The 19,442-nt window shown below is 72.0% G+C and carries 26 protein-coding genes; 10 read left to right on the top strand and 16 right to left on the bottom strand.

Going from position 1 to position 19,442, the window contains the following annotated elements; genetic code table 11:
* The first annotated feature begins 107 nt into the window (after positions 1-107).
* The 4 genes from AB0C38_RS06360 to AB0C38_RS06345 are packed head-to-tail and all read left to right on the top strand — an operon-like array spanning position 108 to position 2,399.
* Positions 108-611 (top strand): VOC family protein, encoded by a 504-nt coding sequence (locus AB0C38_RS06360; protein WP_360667280.1) that lies wholly within the window; start codon positions 108-110, stop codon positions 609-611.
* Between the two features lie 57 nt (positions 612-668).
* A complete protein-coding gene (locus tag AB0C38_RS06355; protein WP_360667277.1) occupies positions 669-1,241 on the top strand; it encodes a hypothetical protein in 573 nt (190 codons plus the stop codon).
* A 23-nt stretch (positions 1,242-1,264) separates the two neighbouring features.
* Positions 1,265-1,666: a CoA-binding protein gene (locus tag AB0C38_RS06350; RefSeq protein WP_360667274.1), complete on the top strand. Its 402-nt coding sequence runs from the start codon at positions 1,265-1,267 to the stop codon at positions 1,664-1,666.
* A 10-nt stretch (positions 1,667-1,676) separates the two neighbouring features.
* Entirely contained in the window at positions 1,677-2,399 is a 723-nt protein-coding gene (locus AB0C38_RS06345; RefSeq protein WP_360667271.1) for a dienelactone hydrolase family protein, read from the top strand.
* Here the strand turns inward: AB0C38_RS06345 and AB0C38_RS06340 are convergent.
* From AB0C38_RS06340 to AB0C38_RS06285, 12 genes are all read right to left on the bottom strand, one after another.
* A complete protein-coding gene (locus AB0C38_RS06340) occupies positions 2,396-2,929 on the bottom strand; it encodes an NHL repeat-containing protein (protein ID WP_360667269.1) in 534 nt (177 codons plus the stop codon). The two genes, AB0C38_RS06345 and AB0C38_RS06340, sit on opposite strands and share 4 nt — an antisense overlap.
* A 74-nt stretch (positions 2,930-3,003) precedes the next feature.
* The gene (locus AB0C38_RS06335; protein WP_360667266.1) at positions 3,004-3,561 is read right to left on the bottom strand and encodes a GvpL/GvpF family gas vesicle protein; all 558 of its coding nucleotides are present in this window, start codon (positions 3,559-3,561) and stop codon (positions 3,004-3,006) included.
* Complete coding sequence (gene gvpJ, locus AB0C38_RS06330; RefSeq protein ID WP_360667263.1) at positions 3,558-3,875, bottom strand: gas vesicle protein GvpJ; 318 nt, start codon at positions 3,873-3,875, stop codon at positions 3,558-3,560. The genes AB0C38_RS06335 and gvpJ (AB0C38_RS06330) overlap by 4 nt, the downstream gene beginning before the upstream one ends.
* The gene (locus AB0C38_RS06325) at positions 3,876-4,097 is read right to left on the bottom strand and encodes a gas vesicle protein K (RefSeq protein WP_360667260.1); all 222 of its coding nucleotides are present in this window, start codon (positions 4,095-4,097) and stop codon (positions 3,876-3,878) included.
* Positions 4,094-4,267, bottom strand: a complete 174-nt coding sequence (gvpJ, locus tag AB0C38_RS06320) for a gas vesicle protein GvpJ (RefSeq protein ID WP_360667257.1) — start codon at positions 4,265-4,267, stop codon at positions 4,094-4,096. The genes AB0C38_RS06325 and gvpJ (AB0C38_RS06320) overlap by 4 nt, the downstream gene beginning before the upstream one ends.
* Complete coding sequence (locus AB0C38_RS06315; RefSeq protein ID WP_360667254.1) at positions 4,260-4,982, bottom strand: GvpL/GvpF family gas vesicle protein; 723 nt, start codon at positions 4,980-4,982, stop codon at positions 4,260-4,262. Before AB0C38_RS06315 ends, gvpJ (AB0C38_RS06320) begins: the two co-directional genes overlap by 8 nt.
* Positions 4,979-5,302 carry a gas vesicle protein gene (locus AB0C38_RS06310; protein ID WP_360667549.1) on the bottom strand — a complete coding sequence of 108 codons (324 nt, stop codon included), beginning with the start codon at positions 5,300-5,302 and terminating at the stop codon, positions 4,979-4,981. Before AB0C38_RS06310 ends, AB0C38_RS06315 begins: the two co-directional genes overlap by 4 nt.
* Complete coding sequence (locus AB0C38_RS06305) at positions 5,295-5,624, bottom strand: gas vesicle protein (RefSeq protein WP_360667251.1); 330 nt, start codon at positions 5,622-5,624, stop codon at positions 5,295-5,297. The genes AB0C38_RS06310 and AB0C38_RS06305 overlap by 8 nt, the downstream gene beginning before the upstream one ends.
* A 182-nt stretch (positions 5,625-5,806) precedes the next feature.
* Entirely contained in the window at positions 5,807-6,487 is a 681-nt protein-coding gene (locus AB0C38_RS06300; RefSeq protein WP_360667248.1) for a response regulator transcription factor, read from the bottom strand.
* The gene (locus tag AB0C38_RS06295; RefSeq protein ID WP_360667245.1) at positions 6,487-7,875 is read right to left on the bottom strand and encodes an ATP-binding protein; all 1,389 of its coding nucleotides are present in this window, start codon (positions 7,873-7,875) and stop codon (positions 6,487-6,489) included. The genes AB0C38_RS06300 and AB0C38_RS06295 overlap by 1 nt, the downstream gene beginning before the upstream one ends.
* 20 nt (positions 7,876-7,895) lie before the next feature.
* Positions 7,896-8,603: a glutamine amidotransferase gene (locus tag AB0C38_RS06290; RefSeq protein ID WP_360667242.1), complete on the bottom strand. Its 708-nt coding sequence runs from the start codon at positions 8,601-8,603 to the stop codon at positions 7,896-7,898.
* Entirely contained in the window at positions 8,596-9,789 is a 1,194-nt protein-coding gene (locus tag AB0C38_RS06285; RefSeq protein WP_360667546.1) for a MurT ligase domain-containing protein, read from the bottom strand. Before AB0C38_RS06285 ends, AB0C38_RS06290 begins: the two co-directional genes overlap by 8 nt.
* A 565-nt stretch (positions 9,790-10,354) precedes the next feature.
* Here AB0C38_RS06285 and AB0C38_RS06280 point away from each other — a divergent pair.
* The 3 genes from AB0C38_RS06280 to AB0C38_RS06270 are packed head-to-tail and all read left to right on the top strand — an operon-like array spanning position 10,355 to position 13,385.
* Complete coding sequence (locus AB0C38_RS06280) at positions 10,355-11,134, top strand: IclR family transcriptional regulator (RefSeq protein ID WP_360667239.1); 780 nt, start codon at positions 10,355-10,357, stop codon at positions 11,132-11,134.
* Positions 11,135-11,137: 3 nt separating this feature from the next.
* Positions 11,138-12,823: a lactate permease LctP family transporter gene (locus AB0C38_RS06275; protein ID WP_360667236.1), complete on the top strand. Its 1,686-nt coding sequence runs from the start codon at positions 11,138-11,140 to the stop codon at positions 12,821-12,823.
* Positions 12,824-12,833: 10 nt separating this feature from the next.
* Positions 12,834-13,385: an HD domain-containing protein gene (locus AB0C38_RS06270; RefSeq protein ID WP_360667233.1), complete on the top strand. Its 552-nt coding sequence runs from the start codon at positions 12,834-12,836 to the stop codon at positions 13,383-13,385.
* Here AB0C38_RS06270 and AB0C38_RS06265 read toward each other — a convergent pair.
* Genes AB0C38_RS06265 through AB0C38_RS06255 form a run of 3 tightly spaced genes read right to left on the bottom strand, consistent with a single transcriptional unit; the run spans position 13,382 to position 15,466 of the window.
* On the bottom strand, positions 13,382-14,647 hold the full coding sequence (locus AB0C38_RS06265; RefSeq protein ID WP_360667231.1) for an RNA polymerase sigma factor: 1,266 nt from the start codon (positions 14,645-14,647) through the stop codon (positions 13,382-13,384). The two genes, AB0C38_RS06270 and AB0C38_RS06265, sit on opposite strands and share 4 nt — an antisense overlap.
* Positions 14,648-14,693: 46 nt before the next feature.
* Positions 14,694-15,041: a YciI family protein gene (locus AB0C38_RS06260; protein WP_360667229.1), complete on the bottom strand. Its 348-nt coding sequence runs from the start codon at positions 15,039-15,041 to the stop codon at positions 14,694-14,696.
* Positions 15,041-15,466: a YciI family protein gene (locus AB0C38_RS06255; protein ID WP_360667226.1), complete on the bottom strand. Its 426-nt coding sequence runs from the start codon at positions 15,464-15,466 to the stop codon at positions 15,041-15,043. The genes AB0C38_RS06260 and AB0C38_RS06255 overlap by 1 nt, the downstream gene beginning before the upstream one ends.
* 176 nt (positions 15,467-15,642) lie before the next feature.
* Here AB0C38_RS06255 and AB0C38_RS06250 point away from each other — a divergent pair, with 176 nt between their 5' ends.
* Both AB0C38_RS06250 and AB0C38_RS06245 read left to right on the top strand, forming a co-directional pair.
* Positions 15,643-16,617, top strand: coding sequence for a small ribosomal subunit Rsm22 family protein (locus AB0C38_RS06250; protein WP_360667223.1), 975 nt, complete (start codon positions 15,643-15,645; stop codon positions 16,615-16,617).
* Positions 16,614-17,186, top strand: a complete 573-nt coding sequence (locus AB0C38_RS06245; RefSeq protein WP_360667220.1) for a dihydrofolate reductase family protein — start codon at positions 16,614-16,616, stop codon at positions 17,184-17,186. Before AB0C38_RS06250 ends, AB0C38_RS06245 begins: the two co-directional genes overlap by 4 nt.
* On the opposite strand, the gene AB0C38_RS06240 is transcribed toward AB0C38_RS06245, so the two are convergent.
* Positions 17,183-17,851: a maleylpyruvate isomerase N-terminal domain-containing protein gene (locus AB0C38_RS06240; RefSeq protein ID WP_360667217.1), complete on the bottom strand. Its 669-nt coding sequence runs from the start codon at positions 17,849-17,851 to the stop codon at positions 17,183-17,185. The two genes, AB0C38_RS06245 and AB0C38_RS06240, sit on opposite strands and share 4 nt — an antisense overlap.
* A 239-nt stretch (positions 17,852-18,090) precedes the next feature.
* Here AB0C38_RS06240 and AB0C38_RS06235 point away from each other — a divergent pair, with 239 nt between their 5' ends.
* Positions 18,091-19,422 (top strand): HAMP domain-containing sensor histidine kinase, encoded by a 1,332-nt coding sequence (locus AB0C38_RS06235; RefSeq protein ID WP_360667214.1) that lies wholly within the window; start codon positions 18,091-18,093, stop codon positions 19,420-19,422.
* Positions 19,423-19,442 lie beyond the last annotated feature (20 nt).

The raw sequence follows: 19,442 nt of genomic DNA, 5'->3' as shown, positions 1-19,442 counted from the left end.
ACAAGCCTCGATGTTCCGCCCAGCGGACCTCTCGCCAGACAACCTCTTGCGCGCGAGATAAATGGAGCGTAGCGTTCGGGACACCACCAGGAAGGGACGTGAGGGACATGGCACCGACCCAGGCCGAGGTCACCAAGCTCGCCGAAATCCGTGACGAGCTGCGCGAGCGCCACCTGCACCCGGCCGCCGACCGCCCGGCGACGAACGGGCGCGGCATCCACCACACCGCGCTGATCTCCAGCGACGTCGAGCGGACCATCGCGTTCTACCAGGACATCCTGGGCTTCCCGCTCACCGAGCTGATCGAGAACCGCGACTACCCCGGCTCCAGCCACTTCTTCTTCGACGTCGGCAACGGCAACGCCGTCGCCTTCTTCGACCTGCCCGGTCTGGACCTCGGTCCGTACGCGGAAGTCCTCGGTGGACTGCACCACCTGGCCCTGTCCGTCACGCCCGAACGGTGGAGCGTGATCAAGGACCAGCTCGACGAAGCCGGCGTGCAGTACCTGCTGGAGAGCAAGACCTCCATCTACCTGTCCGATCCGGACGGTGCCCGCGTCGAGCTGATCTCCGACCCGCTCGGCGAGATGTACGGCGAGAAGATCGGCTGAAACTCCTGTTCCGGGCGCCGCGCGCCGTTTAGCCTGTGCGCGACGCCTGGAGGTCCGATGTCCGACTGGTCCCTCTCCCGCGCGAAGGCGCGGCTCGATCATCGCGAGCTGCTCGACGAACTCACCTCGCGGACGCGGTTCGAGGTCCGGCTGCACCTCAACGAGCCGGCGACGAACGGCGCCTACGACGAGCTGACGAGCATCTTCGCGATCGGGCACGGCGAGTGCGCCGCGCTGCTGGCCCACCAGCGGCTGCTGCCGTGGTGGGAACGCTCACTGCTGCACCGGTACGCGCGGCGCCTGCACGGCAAGGCGATCACGCGCAGTGTCGGCGTGGTGCCCGCGGAGGTGGCGCCGCAGGCGGCCCGCGCGTTCGGCGCCGAAATCGCCGAGCTCGCCCCGGACTCCGGCGACACCGGCGCGAAGTACGACCTCCAGGGCCGTGGCCTGCTGACGGTGTTCCGCATCGCCGTCGGCGCGAAGGGCGAGGTCTGGGAGGACCGCCACGAAGTCGCGACGACGTCGGCCCGCAACATCCTCACTTGTGCCGCAACCTTCGCCCGCCGCAAGCCGTGGCATGTGATCTGGCCCGTCTACCGCGTCCGCGGCCTGCGGCTCTGGAAGCTTTGAGCCGCGCGGAGCGTTCCACCGGTATGAAGGCAGAAGAGATCCTGGCGGACGCGAAGACCATCGCGGTCGTCGGCCTGAGCCGTGACCCGGCCAAGGCCGCGCACGGCGTACCGGCGGTGCTGCAGGCGCACGGGTTCCGGATCATCCCGGTGCACCCGAGCGCGACCGAGCTGCTCGGCGAGAAGGTGTACCGGTCGCTGAAGGACATCCCGGAGCCGGTCGATGTCGTAGACGTTTTTCGGCCGTCCCCCGAAGCCCCCGGCATCGCCCGCGACGCCGTCGAGATCGGCGCCAAGGCGCTGTGGCTGCAGCAGGGCATCGTCTCCGCCGAAGCCCGCAAGATCGCCGAAGAAGGCGGGCTCGAGTACGTCGAGAACCGCTGCACCGCCGTCGTCCGCGCGACGGCCGCGATCTCGAAGAACTAGACGGAGGACAGTGCTCACCAACACGGCGCAGATTCCCACCGCGGACGGTCAAGCCGACGCGTTCGCCGCTTTCCCCGGCGAGGGCGGACCGCACCCCGGGGTGCTGATGTACCCCGACGGCTTCGGGATCCGTCCGGTGCTGCGCGACCTGGCCCGCGAACTGGCCGGTCACGGGTACTACGTGCTCGTCCCCAACGTCTTCTACCGGACCGGCCCGACCCCGGTGCTCGAGCTTCCCGAGCACATCGGCGAAGAAGCCAGGCCCGCGATCTTCGCGCGGCTCATGCCGTTGATAACGGCCCACACCACCGAACGCGTCCTGCGCGACGCCGACGCGTACCTCCGGTTCCTCACCACCAGGCCCGAGGTCGGCGCCGGGCCCGTCGCGGTGACCGGCTACTGCATCGGCGGCCTCCTCGCGACGCGCACCGCCGCGGCCCACCCCGGGCGAGTGGGCGCCCTCGCCGCGTTCCACGCCCCGGTGCAGGCCGCCGGGCCGGACCTGCAGCGGCTCACCGCCCGGGTCCACTTCGGCCACGCGGAAACCGACCTGACGCCCGAGGCGCTCGGCGAGCTCAACCGGACCCTGGACGCCGCGGGCGTCGACTACACGTCCGAGATCTACCCCGGTACCGTCCACGGCTTCACGATGTCCGACACCGACGCCTTCGACCCCGCCGCTCTCCGGCGCCACTGGGATCGCCTGCTGCCGCTGCTGGCCGAAAACACCTAGGCCGACGCTCCGAAGTGGACGATGCGGTGGTTGCCGGTCTCGGCGACCCAGACACCGCCCACTCCATCATCGGCGACGTCCCGCGGTGAGCTGATCGGCTCGGTCGTGTCGGTCAGCGGCGCGCCCGTGCGGGTGTCGAACCGCGCGACGCGCCGGTGTCCGGCGTCGTCGACCAGCAGCCGGCCGGCCCGGTCCAGCGCGACCGCGCGAGGCCGGCCGAAGTCGCCGAACTCGCGCACGAACCCGCCCCACCACGAGAACTGCACCACGCGGCGGTTGCCGGTGTCGGCGACGTAGACGTTGCCCGCCGCGTCGACCGCGACCCCTTCCGGCGCCTTGAGCCGCCCGGCCAGCACGCGCACGAGCGCGCCGTCGCGGGTGAACGCCTGCACGCGGTCGTTGCCGGTGTCCGCCACCCACACGCGTCCGCGCCCGTCGACGGCGATCCCGGACGGCGCGCGGAACTGGCCCGGCCCCGAGCCGGGCCCGCCGAAAGCGCGGGGAAGTGCCGCGACTTCGCTGGTGGTCACCTGGCCAGGATCGCCGACCGCGAGCCACGGCGGCCAGTACCGAAAAGAGTGTTCAGCAGCTGTTCCGCCGTCGCTCACCAGCTCCAGCGGGAGCACGTCCGCCGCTCCAGGAAGCTGTACGCGGGCAGCGGCCCGAGCCAGTCGGCCTCGACGCCGCCGTGGGCGAGGCCGGCGACGGCGTCCCGCACGACGAGCAGGTCGCCCATCCCGACGAGGAACGCCCACCGCTCGTCGGCGCTGTCGCCGGCCGGCAGCGCCACGGAGTCGCGGGCCCGTTCGGCGACCTCCATGAGCAGCCCGTCCGAGCGCGCCGAGCGCCACGCCGAGCCGGGTTCGGTGAACCGCAGGCAGACGTGCACCTCGGCCAGGCCGTCGAGCCGGTCGAGGTCGGCGCGGTACTCGTCAGCGGCCGGCGCGAGCACCTCGTCCCGGACGGCGTCTTCGTCGTCGGCGACGGTGCCGAACCGGACCGGCAGTACCGGTCCGCCCTCCACCAGCGCGGACACCACCGCCAGGTGCACCGCCGGGTCCGGCTCGGGCTCGCCGACGACCATCGCCAGGTCCTCCCAGCACACCGTCCGCGGTGTCCGCGGGTGCCCGGCGCGCACGACGCCGTAGAGCTGCAGCGTCACGGCTGGTCGACCGGGATCGCCGGCTCGACCGGCACGGCCACCGCGGGCGTGGGCGGTGGCGGCGGGATCAGCCCGGTCGTCTGCCCGAGCCCTTGCGAGATCTGCCCGGGCACGGGGGTGTTCTGCAGCCGCTGCATCGCTTCGAGGTAGCGGATGTAGGTGTCGACGCTGGCGATCACGATCCGGGCCTCGATCGCCAGCAGCTCGATCCCGATCACCGACACCCGCACCGAAGCGTCGATCACGAGTCCCTTGTCGAGCAGGATGTCGAGCGTGTCGGCGAGGCCGCCGCCGGTCTGTCCCGGTCTGGTCACCTAGATCCTTTCGTCGAGGGCCGCGCGGATCTCCGCGAACCGGAGATCGAGCGCGATCAGGGCTTGGCCGAGGTCTTCGATCTGGGTTTCGGTGAGGGTGCCGGCGTCGAGGCGGCGCAGCGCCTGCCTTTCCAGCACCTCGCGGAGGATGTCGAGCACGGTGACGACGAGGTGGCCGAGCCCGCGGCCCGCGTCGGCGGGGATCCGGAGCGGCTCGGTCATTCTTCGATCCCGAGCAGGAGCAGCCGCAGGTCGAGCCGCACCAGGTCGATGCCGGCGAGCGAGATGAGCACGTCGCCGGTCACCACCGCGCCCCGGTGCACCACCCGGTCGAGCAGGTCGGCGACGGCTTCGGCGGCCTGGGTGCCCGTGATCGCCACGGTGTCAGCCATCGGCCGCCCCGAGCTCGACGTCGGTGAACGAGTACGGCGGCCACGGCCCGGACGTCTCGACCGTCGCGCCCGCCTCACGCAGCTCGCGGGCGAACCACTCGAACTCGGCGTGGAACGCGGCCTCCCGCCCCGTTTCGACCAGGAAGGCCGTGTTGACCAGCACGCCGTGCGGCCGGGCCCGCCCGATGCTGTCGGCGGCGTGCCGGCGCAGCGCGTCCTGGAGCCGGCCGGCGGCAGTGCCGACGTCCTCGCGGGCCCGCCGGATCGCCTTCAGCCGTTCGTGGCGCCGGACGAGGTACTGCGTGCCGGTCAGGCCCGTGGCGTCCGGCCGGGTGGTCGTGGCGGGTTCGGCGTGCCGCACGCGGACACCCCACTCGCGGTGCCCGGCCACTTCGTCGAGGCAGTCGCGGGCCTGGTCGTAACCGGCTTTCAGGAGCCGAAGGGCGGCGTCCTCACCGTCGAGGATCGTGCCGAACCGCAGGGGCAGCACGGCTCCGTGGCGGAACACCGCGCGCACCACGGCGTCGTGCTCACGGGCCAGCTCGACCAGCGCGCCGTCGACCGGGTCGAGCGTGTCGATCCGGTCGAAGCGCGCCGGCGCTACTTCGGAGACGACCACGCCGAGGTCCCGGTAGCCGATCAGCCGGGGCGCGCCGATGTCCCAAGTGGCCGGCCGGTTGCGGGTGATCGCGTACGCGCACAACCAGTCGCTCACCGCGGTTCTCCCGTCCCGCTCGGCGCGGGCAGCCGCGCCTCCAGTTCGGCGACCCGGGCCGCCAGATCCGCCTTCCCCAGTTCCTCGCGCGCCGCATTCGGCGCGAAGAACGGGTCGTTCGTCCACCAGTCCATCCCCATTTCCCGGGCGGTCTGCGCCGAAGCGATGAACAACCGGATCCGCAGTGTCAGCAATTCGACGTCGACGACGCTGACGCCGATGTCACCGGCTATCACCACACCCTTGTCGAGGACGCGTTCCAGAATGTCCGCCAATGAATCGGACGAAGCGGCCAATCGGTCGACCTTCCTTTCAGGAATCGGTGGCGCCCCGGGTGAACCGCCGCAGCCGCTCGCACGCGGCGAGCTCGCCGGCCCCGTCGACGTCCACCCGGTAGGTGGCCATCACGCTGGTGGAGTCCGGGATCCGGGCCAGCTCGACGACGTCGACGAGCACGGACCAGCCGCCGTCGGCGCGGGTCCGAACCCCGGTCACGGCGTGCGGGGTCAACCCGGTCACCACGCCGAACTGGACCCTCGCTTCGCGAATGGCGTCGGCGGCGCGGAGCCGGGAAACGGATTTCTCAGAGGGCTCTTGAACATTGTTACTGGGGGCAGGGAACGGCTTCGGCGATTCCGTCATCGCTTTCCTGGTCTCGGGTGGTGCCCACCGTAGCAACGGGCACAACCGCTCGCAGGAGAGCCACGACACGGTATTTTTCACCGGTTCGCGGGAACCACTGGGCTTTCCGTGGCAACCAGCGGAGGCAAACGGCGCAACGGCAGACACCCGGCCGCACCAATTCCCCGATTCCGCCCGGAAGGTTACGATCGAGTAACGTCCACGAGCCGATACCCGACACCCCGGACCGTCTCGATGGTGCGGGTGCCGAAGGGGACGTCGATCTTGCGCCGCAAGTAGCCGATGTAGACCTCGACGACGTTCTCGTCGCCGTCGTAGTGCGCGTCCCAGACGTGGCCGAGGATCTCGTTCTTCGTCAGCGCGGTGCCCGCCCGGCGCAGCAGGAACTCCAGCAGCCCGAACTCCCGCGCGGTCAGCTCGATCCGCTGCTGTCCTCTGTGGACGGTCCGGGCCGAGGGGTCGAGCCGCAGGTCGCCCGCCTCCAGCACGGCGGGCCGGGCCGGCGCGCCGCGGCGCAGCAGCGCGCGCAGCCGGGCGATGAGGACGACGAAGGAGAACGGCTTCGACAGGTAGTCGTCGGCGCCGAGGTCGAACGCGTCGGCTTCGTCGTACTCGCCGTCCTTCGCGGTGAGCATCAGCACCGGCGTCCAGTTCTCCGCCGCGCGCAGGCGTTTGAGCACCTCGTAGCCGGACAGCTCGGGCAGCATGATGTCGAGCACGACGACGTCGTACTCCTGCTCGGAGGCCCGCCAGAGGCCTTCCCGGCCGGTGTGCGCGACGTCGACGGTGAACCCCTCGGCGACCAGGCCGCGCCGCAGCGTCTCCGCGAACTCGCGCTCGTCCTCCACGATCAGCAGCCGCACTACTCCTCCTCCGGCAGGTCGAGCACCGGCAGCTCGAGCACGAACCGCGCGCCCGGCTCCTCCGACGCGGCGTAGCGCGCCCGGCCGCCGTGGCGCGCCGCGATGCCCGCCACGATCGGCAGGCCCAGCCCGGTGCCGCCGTGCCCGCGCTGGCGCGACGCGTCGAGCCGGACGAACCGCTCGAAGATCCGTTCGCGGTCGGCCTCCCCGACGCCCGGGCCGTCGTCGCTCACCTCGACGACGGCGAGGTCGCCGCGCACCGAGCTGGCGACGCGGATGTGCGAGCGGGCGTGCCCGCGGGCGTTGTCGACCAGGTTCCGCACCGCCCGCCGCAGCTGGGCTTCGCTGCCGCGCACCTTCGCCGGCCCAGCCCGGACCTCGACGTCCAGCGCGCACTCGCCGCGGACCCGCTCGGCCTCCGCGCGGACGATGTCGTCGAGGTCGACCTCGGTGCGCGACGGCCGGTCGGTCGTGTCGTCGGTGCGGGCCAGCATCAGCAGGTCGTCGACGAGCTCGCGCAGCCGCGCGGTCTCCCGGGCGATCACCGGCACCAGGTCCCCGGCGCTCTCCGGGTGCCGCCCGGAGACGTCGAGCGCGGTGCTGATCGTGGACAGCGGCGAGCGCAGCTCGTGGCTGGCGTCCGCGACGAACCGGCGTTGCGCCGCCTGCGCCGACGCGAGCCGGCCGAGCATCTCGTTGAGCGTCACGGCGAGGCGGTGCACCTCGTCGCCACCCGGCGGCAGCGGGACGCGGGCGGCGAGGTCGCGCGTCGAGATCTCGGCGACGGTCCGGCGCATCCGCTCGACCGGCCGCAGCGCCGAGCCGACCGCGCGGTAGACCGCGAGGCCGGAGATCGCCAGCAGCGGGATCGCGATCAGCCCGAGCAGCAGCGTCAGCCGGGTCGACGCCTCGGTCACCGGCTCCAGCGACCGCGCGGAGACCACCGTGTACGGCCCACCCGGCCCGTTGACCTGCTGCGACACGACGCGGTAGTCGTCGCCGTCGCCGTTGAGCCCGAGCGGGAGCGTCTCGACCGTCTCGTGCCCGGCGACCGGACGGGCGGTGGTCAGCGGCGGGTGCCCGACGATCGCCGGGTCGCTCGCGATCGGCACACCCCGCGCGTTGAGCACCTGGGTGACGGCCTCGGTGTCGCCGGTGCTGGCGACGTCGGACGCGCTGAGGTCGCGCGCGCCTTCGCGGACGAGCTGGATGGCGACCTGGCGGCCGGTGCTGCGGGCACTCTCGGTGACGCTGCGGTCGAGCGACTCCTCGAGCAGCACCACGACCACGGCGAGCGCGGCCGCGATGGCCAGCGCGAGCGCGAAGACGGCCACCGCGGTGGTGCGCATCCGGACGCCGGTCGCCGCGAGCACGCTGCCCAGTTTCATCAACGCAGCGTAACCGGCCATCACGACGTCCGGCGGCGGCGCGCGAGGCGTTCACCGCGCAGGCGGTCGACCTCGGGCAGCTCGAGCGCCGGCAGCGCCTGCCCGGCCGCCCAGGTCAGCAGGAGGTCCGCCAGCGCGGGGTTGCGAGCGAGGGCCGGGCCGTGCAGGTAGGTGCCGGCGATGTGGTCGGTCACCGCGCCTTCGGTGCCGTCGCCGTTGCCGGTGCCGCGCACGACCTGCCCGAGCGGCTCGCTGCCGGTGCCGAGCTTGCTGGCGCCGAGGTGGTTCTCGAACCCGGTGAGCGGTGCGTGGCCGAGGATGTCAGACGACGTCGCGACCAGCTCGGAGACCGCCCGCCGCTCGCCGGGTTCGGTGGTCAGGTCGAGCAGGCCGAGGCCGTCGTGGTCGACGCCGTCGAGTCCGCGGAAGCGCGTGCCGAGCACCTGCAGGCCGGCGCAGACACCGAAGACCACCGCCTCGGGCGTCAGAGCTCGCCGGTACTTGCGCAGGTGGGCCGCGGCCAGGGCCTGCGCGCCGTCCTCGCCGCCGCCGAGCAGGTAGAGGTCCAAAGTGGACGGCACCGGCTCACCGAGCCCGACCGGCACGACCTCGGCGTCGAACCCGCGCCAGCGCAGCCGCCGGCACAGGACCTGCGCGTTGCCGGTGTCGCCGTAGGTGCCGAGCACCTCGGGCAGCAGGAGTCCGATGTGGACGATCGAGTCACGCACCGGGCAGCCTGCCCACCAGGTCGCGGAAGGCTGTGTAGTTGGCGACCAGCTCGACGCCGCCGGGCGGCAGCGCGTCGATCGCGGCGACCGGGTCAGACTCGGCCCAGTGCGCGACTTCGGCGTAGCAGAGCCGCACGGCGAGGTCGGCGCCGCGCTCGCCGGTGACGACGACCTGGCGGCCGCGCAGCCGTTCGAAGTGCACGTCCCAGAGCCAGGACAGGTCGCGGCCGTCGGCTTCCTGGGCGTTGACCGCGACGACGACCGGGGTGTCCTCGTCCAGCACCCGCAGCGTTTCGGCCCAGCCGGCCGGGTTCTTGGCCAGCATCAGCCGCACGGAGTGCCGCGACCGGCGGATCGTCCGGTAGCGGCCGCCGATGTCGGTGATGGTTCGCAGCCGCGCGGCGGCGGTGTGCGGCGGCACGCCGAGCCGGTGCGCGGCGGCGAGCGCGAAGGCGGCGTTCGCCCGGTTCGCGTCCCCGGGCAGCCGCAGGTCCAAGTCGACTTGACGGCCGCCGGGCGTGCGGACGAGGTCGCCGTCGAGGGTCCAGGTGGGCTCGGGGCGGGCGAGGCCGCAGGCGCAGCTCCAGTGTTCTCCGGCGTGGCGGATCAGGCCGTCGCACCGCGGGCAGGCGGTCGAGTCCCCGGTCCAGCGGCGGCCGGTGCCGACCCAGAGGGGCCTGGCGGCCGCGGTCGCCGCGGAGGTGACGAGAACGTCGTCGCAATTGGCGACAATCGTGGTTCCGGGATGGCCACCGATCGCGGCGCGCAGATCGCGTTCGGTCGAGCGCACCTCGCCGACGCGGTCGAGCTGGTCGCGGCTGAGGTTGAGCAGCACGAGCACCGCGGGTTCCAGCTGCTCGGCGACCCAAGGCAGGTAGGTCTCGTCGACTTCGAGAACGGCGTACGGCGCTTCGGGGCTTGCGGCGAGCGCGGCGAGGATGCCGTCGGGCATGTTGGCGCCGTCGCTGTTGGCGGCGACCTCGGCGAGGGCTTCGAGGGCTTCGGTGATCATCAGGGCGGTCGTGGTCTTGCCGTTGGTGCCGGTGACGAGCACGACGGTGCGTTCCCGGCCGAGCCTTTTGAGGGCTTTCGGATCGAGGGCGAGGGTGACGCGGCCGCCGATGACCCCACCACGGCCGAGGCCGGCACGGCGGGAGAGCGAGGCGGTGATCCGCCCGGCGGTCACGGACGCGCGGGTACGGAGCGGGCTTCGGACGGTCACCGGCTGGATGGTGCTCGGTGGGCGCTGTGAGTTCGCTGAGTCCGTGACCCGGGTCTCGGCCGGGTGCCGCTTGGTCGGGTGCGGCGGCTCGAACGTCATGAACGAGTCGTTCATGACGTCGGACGCGGTGAACGAGTCGTTCATGACGTCTCCGCCGCGAGCGCGCACCCCCGGCCCGCCCGGTTCCGGAGGTCGCGAATGACTCATTCGCGACCTCCCGCGCCCCGAATGAGTCATTCGCGACGTCGGCCAGGAACCGTCTCTACTTTCTTCACGCCCCATTCACGGATATGAACCACTCGCCGTCGAACTTGTCGAACGAGGCCGCCGACAGCTCCGCAACCGCCATAGGTAGGAAACTTAACCATCGGAGGTTGTACCAATTAGCCTGCGCAAGTAACCGCATTCTTCTGAGACGTTTCAAGATCTTCCCCACATACATCGGAGGTGTTACCGTCCAACCCCACCCAGCGGAAATGCGTACCGCTGAGCGGAAGCCGGCAACCGGGAACGTCCAACGGAGGGCAACGTGGGACCGGAGCGCGCACTGGAGAACAGCGGAACTCTCGAACGCGGACTCGCGGTGCTCGAGCACGTGGGTCGGCACCAGGAGATTTCCACCAATGCGATCGCGCGGCAACTGGGGCTTTCCCGCAGTGCCGCCTACCGCATCGTCGGCACCCTGAAGAGCCTCGAATACCTCGAAGCCGACCAGGTCACCGGCCGGGTCCGGCTCGGGACGCGGCTCGTCGAGCTCGGTGCGCGGGCCATGGCCGCGACCGACCTGCACCGGTGCGCGCCGCGGTACCTCGCGTCGCTCGCCGAACGGTCCGGGGAGACCACCTACCTCGCCGTTCCCGACAACGACACCATGGTCTACGTCGCCACCGAACGCAGTGCCAGCGCCGTCACCCTCGCCTGCCGGCTCGGCACGCGGCGGCCGCAGCACGCGACGTCGCTCGGGAAAGCCTGGCTCGCCGCGCTGCCCGAGGCCGACCGGGCCGAGCGCGTCCGGCGGATGAAGCTCGACCCGCTGACGCTCAAGACGATCAACGACCCGCTCCGGCTGCTCGACGACCTCGCGCGGACCAGCCGCCGCGGCTGGGCGGTCGACGAGGTCGAGAACGAGCCGGACGTCGGGTGCGTCGCCGCCGCCGTGCGCGACCACTCGGGACGCCCGATCGCCGCCATCAGCATCGCCGGGCCGGCGCCGCGCGTGCTGCGCCGCCTCGACGAGCTCGGTGCCTCCGTGGCCGGGACCGCCGCCGCCCTGTCGCTGAGGCTCGGTTACGTACGGCAAAGGGGCTGACCGGTGACCTGGATCCAGGACTACCAGCCGGCGGGCGGGCTGTGGGTCTCCGCGCTGCTCGCCGCGCTCCCGATCGTCGTGCTGCTGGTCGCGCTCGGCGTGGTCCGCTTCTCCGCGCACCTTTCCGCGGCGCTCGCGCTGGTCACCGCGCTCGGCGTGGCCCTGCTGCTGTACCGGATGCCGGCCGCGCTGGCGTTCGACTCCGCGGCGATGGGCGTGGTCTTCGGCGTGTGGTCGGTGGCCTGGATCGCGTTCCACGCCGTGTACTTCCACAACGTCACGGTCGCGACCGGCCGGTTCGACGCGATCAAGCGCGTGCTCGCCGGGTTCAGCGAGGACCGGCGGCTGCAGGCGCTGCTCATCGCGTTCGGCTTCGGCGCGCTGCTCGAAGGCGTCGCGGGCGGCGGGTCGCCGATCGCGATCACCGCGGCGATGATGGCCGCGCTGGGGTTCCCGCCGGTGAAGGCCGTGGTGCTGGCGCTACTGGCGAACACCGCGCCGGTCGCGTTCGGCGGGCTCGGCAACCCGCTGATCGTCCTCGGCCGGCTGACCGCGCCGATCATGCACCTCAAGCCGGACCAGGCGACCGAGCTGTTCTCGGCGGCGGTCGGCCGCCAGGTGCCGGTGCTCGCGCTGATCATCCCGGCGTTCCTGGTCGTGGTCCTCGCCGGGTGGAAGCGCATGCTCGAGGTGTGGCCGGCGGTGCTGACCGCCGGGCTCGCGTTCGCGGTCATGCAGTTCGTCGTGTCCAACTACATCAGCGCCAGCCTGGTCGACGTCGTCGCCGCGCTCACCGCGATGGCCGCGCTGTGGATCCTGACCCGGTTCTGGCAGCCGAAGTCGGTGTGGCGCTTCGACGGCGAAGAAGCCGCGTCGAAGAGCTTGGGCGCCGCGAAGTCCGAGCGTGGCGCGCTGTACGCGTGGATGCCCTACATCATCCTGATCCTGGCCATCTTCCTCTCGCGGATCGGCACGATCTTCAAGAACCTCCCGACGTGGCTCGACCTGACGAAGCTGTTGCACAAGGCGGACTGGATCTTCGCCTGGCCGGGGCTGCACAACCACGTCGTCCAGCACCCGCCGATCACCGCGAAGGACGCGCCGTACGCGGCGACGTTCACGGTGGACTTCCTGTTCTCACCCGGCACGGTCGCGCTGATCGCGGCGGTGATCGCCGGGTTCGCGATGGGCGGCCGGGCGGGGCTGCTGGTCAAGACGTACCGGAAGACGCTGCACCAGATGCGCTGGGCGCTCGCGACGATCTTCATGATCCTGGCGATCGCGTTCGTGATGAACTACTCGGGCGCGACGCAGACGCTGGGCCTCGCCCTGGCGACGACGGGCGTGGCCTTCCCGCTGTTCTCGGCGTACATCGGCTGGCTAGGCGTGTTCCTGACCGGGTCGGACGCGTCGACGAACAGCCTGTTCGGCCCGATGCAGGTGATCTCGGCCCAGCAGCTGAACCTGAACCCGATCCTGGCGGGCGCGACGAACACCTCGGGCGGCGTGATGGGCAAGATGATCTCACCCCAGAACCTCTCGATCGGCGCGACGGCGATCGGGCAGAGCGGCAAGGAAGGATCGCTGCTGCGCCAGACGTTCCTGTGGTCCCTGCTGCTGACCGCGGTGGTCGGCGTGATCTCCCTGCTGCAGGCGACGATCCTGACGGCGATGATCCCGTCGCCCTAGGCTGGGCGGCATGAGCGATTCCTTGGCCTCCTTCGGTTACGAGCTCGGACTGTTGAAGCGGGTCCGGCGGTCGGGCTGGTGGCACGCGGGTGTCCGCGACCCGGAGTCGGTCGGCGAGCACAGCCTCCGGGCGGCCCAGCTGGCGGCGCTGATCGCGGCGGAGGAGGGGGCGTCGCCGGAGCGGGCGGCGTTCCTGGCCCTCTGGCACGACACGCAGGAGACCCGGACGGGTGATCTTCCGCTGACGGCGGTGGAGTACCTGAAGAAGCCGGAGCCGCGGGAGATCACGGCGGACCAGACTTCGTCGCTGCCGGACCGCTCGCGCTCGCTCGTGCGGGACGCGGTGGACGAGTACGAGACCCGTTCGTCGGCCGAGGCGTTGTGTGCCAAGGACGCCGACAAGCTGGAGATGTTGTTGCAGGCGTTGGAGTACCGGGACGTCGGGGTCCAGCGGGTGGACGAGTGGATCGAGTCGGCGCAGAAGGGGCTCAAGACGGAGACGGCGCGGAAGATCGCCGAAGCGGCGTTGACGCTGTCACCGATGTCCTGGCGGGACCGCTAGCGACCCACCGCCGTCGCGCGGTCGAGGAGCAACGCTCGCTCCCGGGCGTTCTCCGTCATCTCCGCCGCCCGTCTGAACTCCTGCTCCGCCTCGTCCAGCCGGCCCAGCTTCTGCAGCAGATCCCCGCGGACGCTCGGGAGCAGGTGGTAGTCCTTCATCGCCGGCTCCTCCGCCACCGCGTCGACGACCTGCAGGCCCGCCGCCGGGCCGTACGCCATCGCCACCGCCACTCCGCGGTTCAGCTCGATCACCGGGGACGGCTGGAGCTTTCCGAGCCCCTCGTACAACGCCGCGATCCGGGTCCAGTCCGTCTCCGACGCCGTCCGGGCGCGGGCGTGGCAGGCCGCGATCGCCGCCTGGGCGGAGTACGGCCCGTACGCGCCGTCGGCGATCTGCTCCGACAAGGTCAAGGCGGCCAGGCCGTGCTGGATCAGCAAGCGGTCCCAGCGGGTGCGGTCCTGCTCCAGCAGCAGCACCGGTTCGCCGTTCGGGCCGGTGCGGGCCTTCGCGCGCGACGACTGCAGCTCCATCAGCGCGACCAGGCCGTGGACCTCGGACTCGCCCGGCATCAGCCCGGCCAGCACGCGGCCGAGGCGCATCGCCTCTTCGCAGAGCGCCGGGCGCATCCAGTCGTCGCCGCGGGTGGCCGAATAGCCCTCGTTGAACACCAGGTAGAGGACCTCGAGCACGGACGACAGCCGGGCGACGCGCTCGTCGCCCTCCGGTACCTCGAACGGGACCTTCGCCTCCGCGAGGGCCTTCTTCGCCCGGACGATCCGCTGCGCGATCGTCGATTCGCGGACCAGGAAGGCCCGCGCGATCTCGTCGGTCGTCAGGCCGCCGAGCATGCGCAGCGTCAGCGCGACCCGGGCCTGCGTGTTCAGCACCGGGTGGCACGCGACGAACAGCAGGCGCAGCAGGTCGTCTTCGATGTGGTCGTCGAGGGCGGCGTCGAAGTCGGGCAGCACGCCCTCGCCGAGCTGCTGGTCGCGCCCGACCTCTTCGAGTTTCTCCGCGTACCGCTCGTTGCGGCGGAACTGGTCGACCGCGCGGCGCTTGGCGATGGTCATCAGCCACGCACCGGGGTTGCGGGGCACGCCGGACTCCGGCCACTGCTCCAGCGCCGCGACCAGCGCGTCCTGCGCCAGCTCCTCGGCGAGACCGACGTCGCCGCGGGCCATCCGGGCCAGGCCCGCGATGAGCCGCGGCGACTCGATCCGCCAAACCGTCTCCACCGTGCTCCGGGTGTCCGCAACCGTCACCCGGCCATCAGACAGGGTGATCGGGCGCGGTGCAACCCGCTACTCGCTACTCGCTGATCGGGCGGATCTCGATCACGCCACCCCTGGCGTCCGGGTTCGGCGCCCGCTTCATCAGCGCGACGACGTCCTCGAGCGATTCGCCGTTCAGCACCCAGACCCCGGCGACGAGCTCCTTCGTCTCCGCGAACGGCCCGTCGATGAGCTTCGGCTCGGCGTCCCCGTCGAAGAGGACGCGCACGCCTTCCGCGCTCGACGTGAGGCCCTCGGCGAGCACGATCCGGCCTTCGTTCAGCAGTTCCTCGTTGAACTTCGACATCGTTTCGAGCTCTTCCAGGCTGGGCCCGGCCCCCGCCTCGGACTCCGGCGTCGCCTTCACCATCACCAGGAAGCGCATCAGGCCTCCCCGGCACCCTGCGCGCGAAGCCGGCCCTCCAGCTCCTCGACCTCGGGCGTCATGTTCTCGAAGTCGGAGGCCTCGGCGACGCGCCGGATCTCGACGACGCCCGGAGTGCCATCCGGGTTCGGCATCCGCTTGATCCACTCGACGCACTCGTCGCGGTCGCGGCACTGCAGGATCCAGAAGCCGCCGACGAGCTCCTTGGTCTCGGCGAACGGGCCGTCGACGACCTTGGGCTCCTCGCTCCCGGAGAACACGACGCGCGCACCCTGCGAACTCGGCGTCAGGCCCTCACCGGCGAGCAGGACGCCGGCCTTGACCAGCTCTTCGTTGAACTTCCCCATCTCGGCCAGCAGCTCGGCGCTCGGGCCCACGCCGGCTTCGGACTCTTCGTTCGACTTGATGATCACCATGAAGCGCATCGAGATCTCCCTTGTTTCGCTGTTGCCTACGCGTCGAACGGCCCCGCCCCGGATCGACAGCGTCCGCCAAAAAACTTTCGCGCCGGAAAACTAGCAGCTCAGAGCGGTTCCGGCGGGGATGATTCGGACCGGCGGGCCGGGGCGGGCCGGCGCAGGGGCCCGGCTAACCTGCCGTCGTGGCGGTACTCCCCGACGACCTCTCCTCCGCGCTCGACGACGAGCTGCGCCGGCACCCCGTGCCGCGGCTCACCCAGTCCGTCGACCGGCTCAGCACGCGCTACCGCCAGGGTGACGCGGCGACCTCGCCCATCCTCAGCTCCGAAGCCGACGTCGCCGCGTACGCGGGCTACCGGATGCCGGCCACGTACGCGGCCGTACACGCTGTGCTCGCCGAAGCCGCTTCGCGCGCACCCGGCTTCGAGCCGCGTACGCAGATCGACGTCGGCGGAGGCACCGGCGCCGCGGTCTGGGCGGCCGCGGCCGTGTGGCCGTCGCTGGCGAAGTGCACCGTGCTGGAGCAGGTCGCCGGGGCGATCGGGCTCGGCAAGCGGCTCGCCGCCGGTGCCGTGCGGCCCGCCGTCCGGAACGCGGAGTGGCGGCGAGGGTTCGTCGACCCGGCCGCGCCGGCGCCGGAAGCCGACCTCGTCACGCTGTCCTACGTGCTCGGCGAGCTGCCGGACGCCACTCGCGCCGACGTCGTGCGCTGGCTGGCGGGCAAGGCCGGCGCCGTCGCGCTGATCGAGCCGGGGACGCCGGCGGGCTACGAACGGGTCCGCGCCGCCCGGGCCCAGCTGATCGAGCTGGGCCTGCACGTCGTCGCGCCCTGCCCGCACGACGCCGCCTGCCCGATCGTGCCCGGCGAGGACTGGTGCCACTTCTCCGCGCGGCTCCCGCGGTCGGTCCTGCACCGGCGGCTCAAGGCCGGGACGCTCGGGTTCGAGGACGAGAAGTTCGCGTACGTCGTCGCGTCGCGGTCGGCGCCGGAGCGGCCGGACGCGCGGATCATCCGGCACCCCAAGAAGCACAAGGGCTGGGTCGCCCTCGACCTGTGCACGGCTTCCGACGGGCTCAAGCCGGGCGTGGCAGTCTCGAAGAAGCAGGGTCCGCGCTACCGCGCCGCCCGCGACGCGGAATGGGGTGACGGCTGGTGAAGGTCATCGCGGAGATCAGCGTGTCGGCGGACGGGATCGTCGCCGGGCCGGACACCAGCACCGAGCACCGCCTCGGCCAGGACGGCGAGCTGCTGCACCACTGGATGTTCGAGGGCACCGACGCCGAGGCCGGGGTCGGCGCCCGGCTCTTCGACGGCACGGGCGCGTTCGTCGTCGGCCGCACGATGTTCGACATGGGCGTCGATCCCTGGGGCGACGACGGCACCTTCAAGAAGCCCGTCTTCGTCGTGACCAACCGGCCGCACGAGCCCGTCGTGAAGGGCCCGACGACGTTCACCTTCGTCACCGACGGCCCGGAAAGCGCGCTGCGGCAGGCGAAAGCCGCGGCCGGCGAGGAGAACGTCCTGCTGATGGGCGGCGGCACGACCCTGCGGCAGTACCTGCTGGCCGGACTGGTCGACGAGCTGCGGCTGCACGTCGTCCCGCTGCTGTTCGGCGCCGGGGTCAGGCTGTTCGACGCCGAGACCGGCGCGCACGTCCGCCTGGAGCGCACCGCCGTCGAGGAGACGCCGAACGCGACGCACCTGACGTTCCGGGTGCTGCGCTAAGGCATCCGCACGGTCCGGAGGAACGCCGGCAGCAGCCACGGCCGCGGCCCGCCGATCCGGACGCCGCCGCCGAGCACCGCCCGCGCGCGGGAGATCCGGCCGAACATCATCGGCACCAGCACCGCCGGGTCGAACGTCAGCCGCACGTCGGCGCGGCCGTCCACCTCTTCCGCGCGCAGCTGGCCGTGCTGCAGCGCGAGCACCGCGGGTTTCGTGTGCGCCGACCGGAACTCGACGGCGATCCGGCGCGCGGACGGCGTCGCGTCGTCGAGCAGGCGGCCCATGTCGTTGCGCACCATCCCGAACAGGTACAGCTCCAGGAACAACGCCTCGTGCGACGCGGGGATCGGCCACGGCCGCCGGACCGCCCGGGCGATGTCGAGGCCGTGCACCAGCATCTCGTTGACCAGGTGCGCGAGCACGCCGGCAGCCGGCACGCGCGAGCCGCCCAGCCACCACACCGGCTTCTCCGGGTCCAGGTCCGCGCTGACGAGCAGCACCTCGGCGATGTCCGCGCGCAGCCGTTCGGCCAGCCGGACGGGGTCGCGTTCCGGGTAGAGCTCGAGCGCGAGGGCGTTCATCCGCGAGATCGTGTCGACGCGGGCCGCACCCATCGCCCCTTCGAGACCCGGCAGCGGCAGCGGACCGCCGTCGCCGCGGATCATCGACGTGGTACATCAGCGCGATCATCCCGACGTGCGACGCCGTTTCGGCGATCGACCACTCGCCGAGCGAGGTCGCGTGCCCGTACCGCACCCCCGCCACCAGGTCCGCGAACCAGGCGCCGGTCTCGGGCAGCGCGGTGCGCACCGCCTGCCACCGGGAAAGCTCGATCGTCACAGCTTCCGACGGGAGGAGGCCGGACGGCGTCCCGGGTCTTCGAAGGTGCGGTTATCTTCTGCTCATGGTCCGGCTCCTGCCCCGGTCGACCCGGTGGCGGGTCGCCCTCTTCGCCGCCCTCGCCTCGGCGTTCGTCCTCGGCCTCGGGTCGTACTGGTTCGTGAACTCGCTGATGGCCGGCCTGCAGGACAGCGCACGCGCTTTGGCCGACGACAAGGTCGAAGCCGTCACGGCGCTCCTGAACTCGGGAGTGACCCCCGCCGACGTGGCGAAACGCCTCGAAAAGGGCGGCGGCTACATGATCAGCACCGAGCGGATGAACCGCTGCTCGACCGGCCGCCCGGACGTACCGTTCGAGGGCCGGGCCCAGGTCTACGGCCCGGACTGCGTCATCGCGATGCCGTACGGCCTGCCGGACCAGGAGTTCCGCGGCTTGACGACGCCCGACGGCCATTACTTCGTCGACGCCGCCCAGTCCCTCGACCCCGTCGGCCTCGAAACCGTCGCTACCGCCCAGCGGATCCTCTGGGGCGGGGTGCCCGCGGCCGCGCTGGTCATCGGCGGCGTCGCCTGGTTCGCCGTGCGGCGGTCGCTGCGCGCGGTGGGCGGCATCCGCGCCGAGGTCGACGGCGTGCGCGCGGGCGACCTCGGCCGCCGCGTCCCGGTGCCGGACTCCGGCGACGAGATCACCGAGCTCGCCGTGACGATGAACGAGATGCTGGCCCGGCTCGACCGGTCGGTGCGGCAGCAGAGCCGGTTCACCGCGGACGCGTCGCACGAGCTGCGCACGCCGCTGGCGTCGCTGCGCACCCAGCTCGAGGTGCAGCTCGCCCACCCGGACCGGCTCGACTGGCGCCGCAGCTGCGAAAACGCCGTGCTCGACGTGACGCGGATGGAGGTGCTGGCCGCGGACCTGCTGCTGCTCAGCAAGCTGGACGCGGACCAGCCGGCCGGCACCGAGCCGGTGGCGCTGGCGGACCTCGTGGCCGCGCACGTCGCCGCGCGGCTCCCCCACGCCGGCGTCGAGGTGGGGGTGGATCTCGAAGCGGTGGCGGTGGTGCGCGGCCACGCCGGACGGCTGGAGCGCGTGCTGCGCAACCTCGTCGACAACGCCGAACGCCACGCGAAGAGCCGCGTGACGATCACGCTCACCGCGTCCGGCGGCCAGAGCGTGCTCACGGTCGAGGACGACGGCCCCGGCATCCCGGCCGGGCAGCGCGAGCGCGTCTTCGACCGGTTCGTGCGGCTCGACGAGGACCGCGCCCGCGAAGACGACGGCGGCTCCGGGCTCGGCCTGGCGATCGCCGCGGAGATCGCGCGCACGCACGGCGGCACCCTGCGCGTCGCCGGCAGCACGTCCGGCGCTCGGCTGGAGCTGCGTCTCCCGCTTGCCTGAAGACGTCTTCAGCTCGCTTA

The organism is Amycolatopsis sp. NPDC048633 (assembly GCF_040650695.1).
Taxonomy (GTDB): domain Bacteria; phylum Actinomycetota; class Actinomycetes; order Mycobacteriales; family Pseudonocardiaceae; genus Amycolatopsis.
This window is presented reverse-complemented; position numbering and strand designations above follow the sequence as displayed.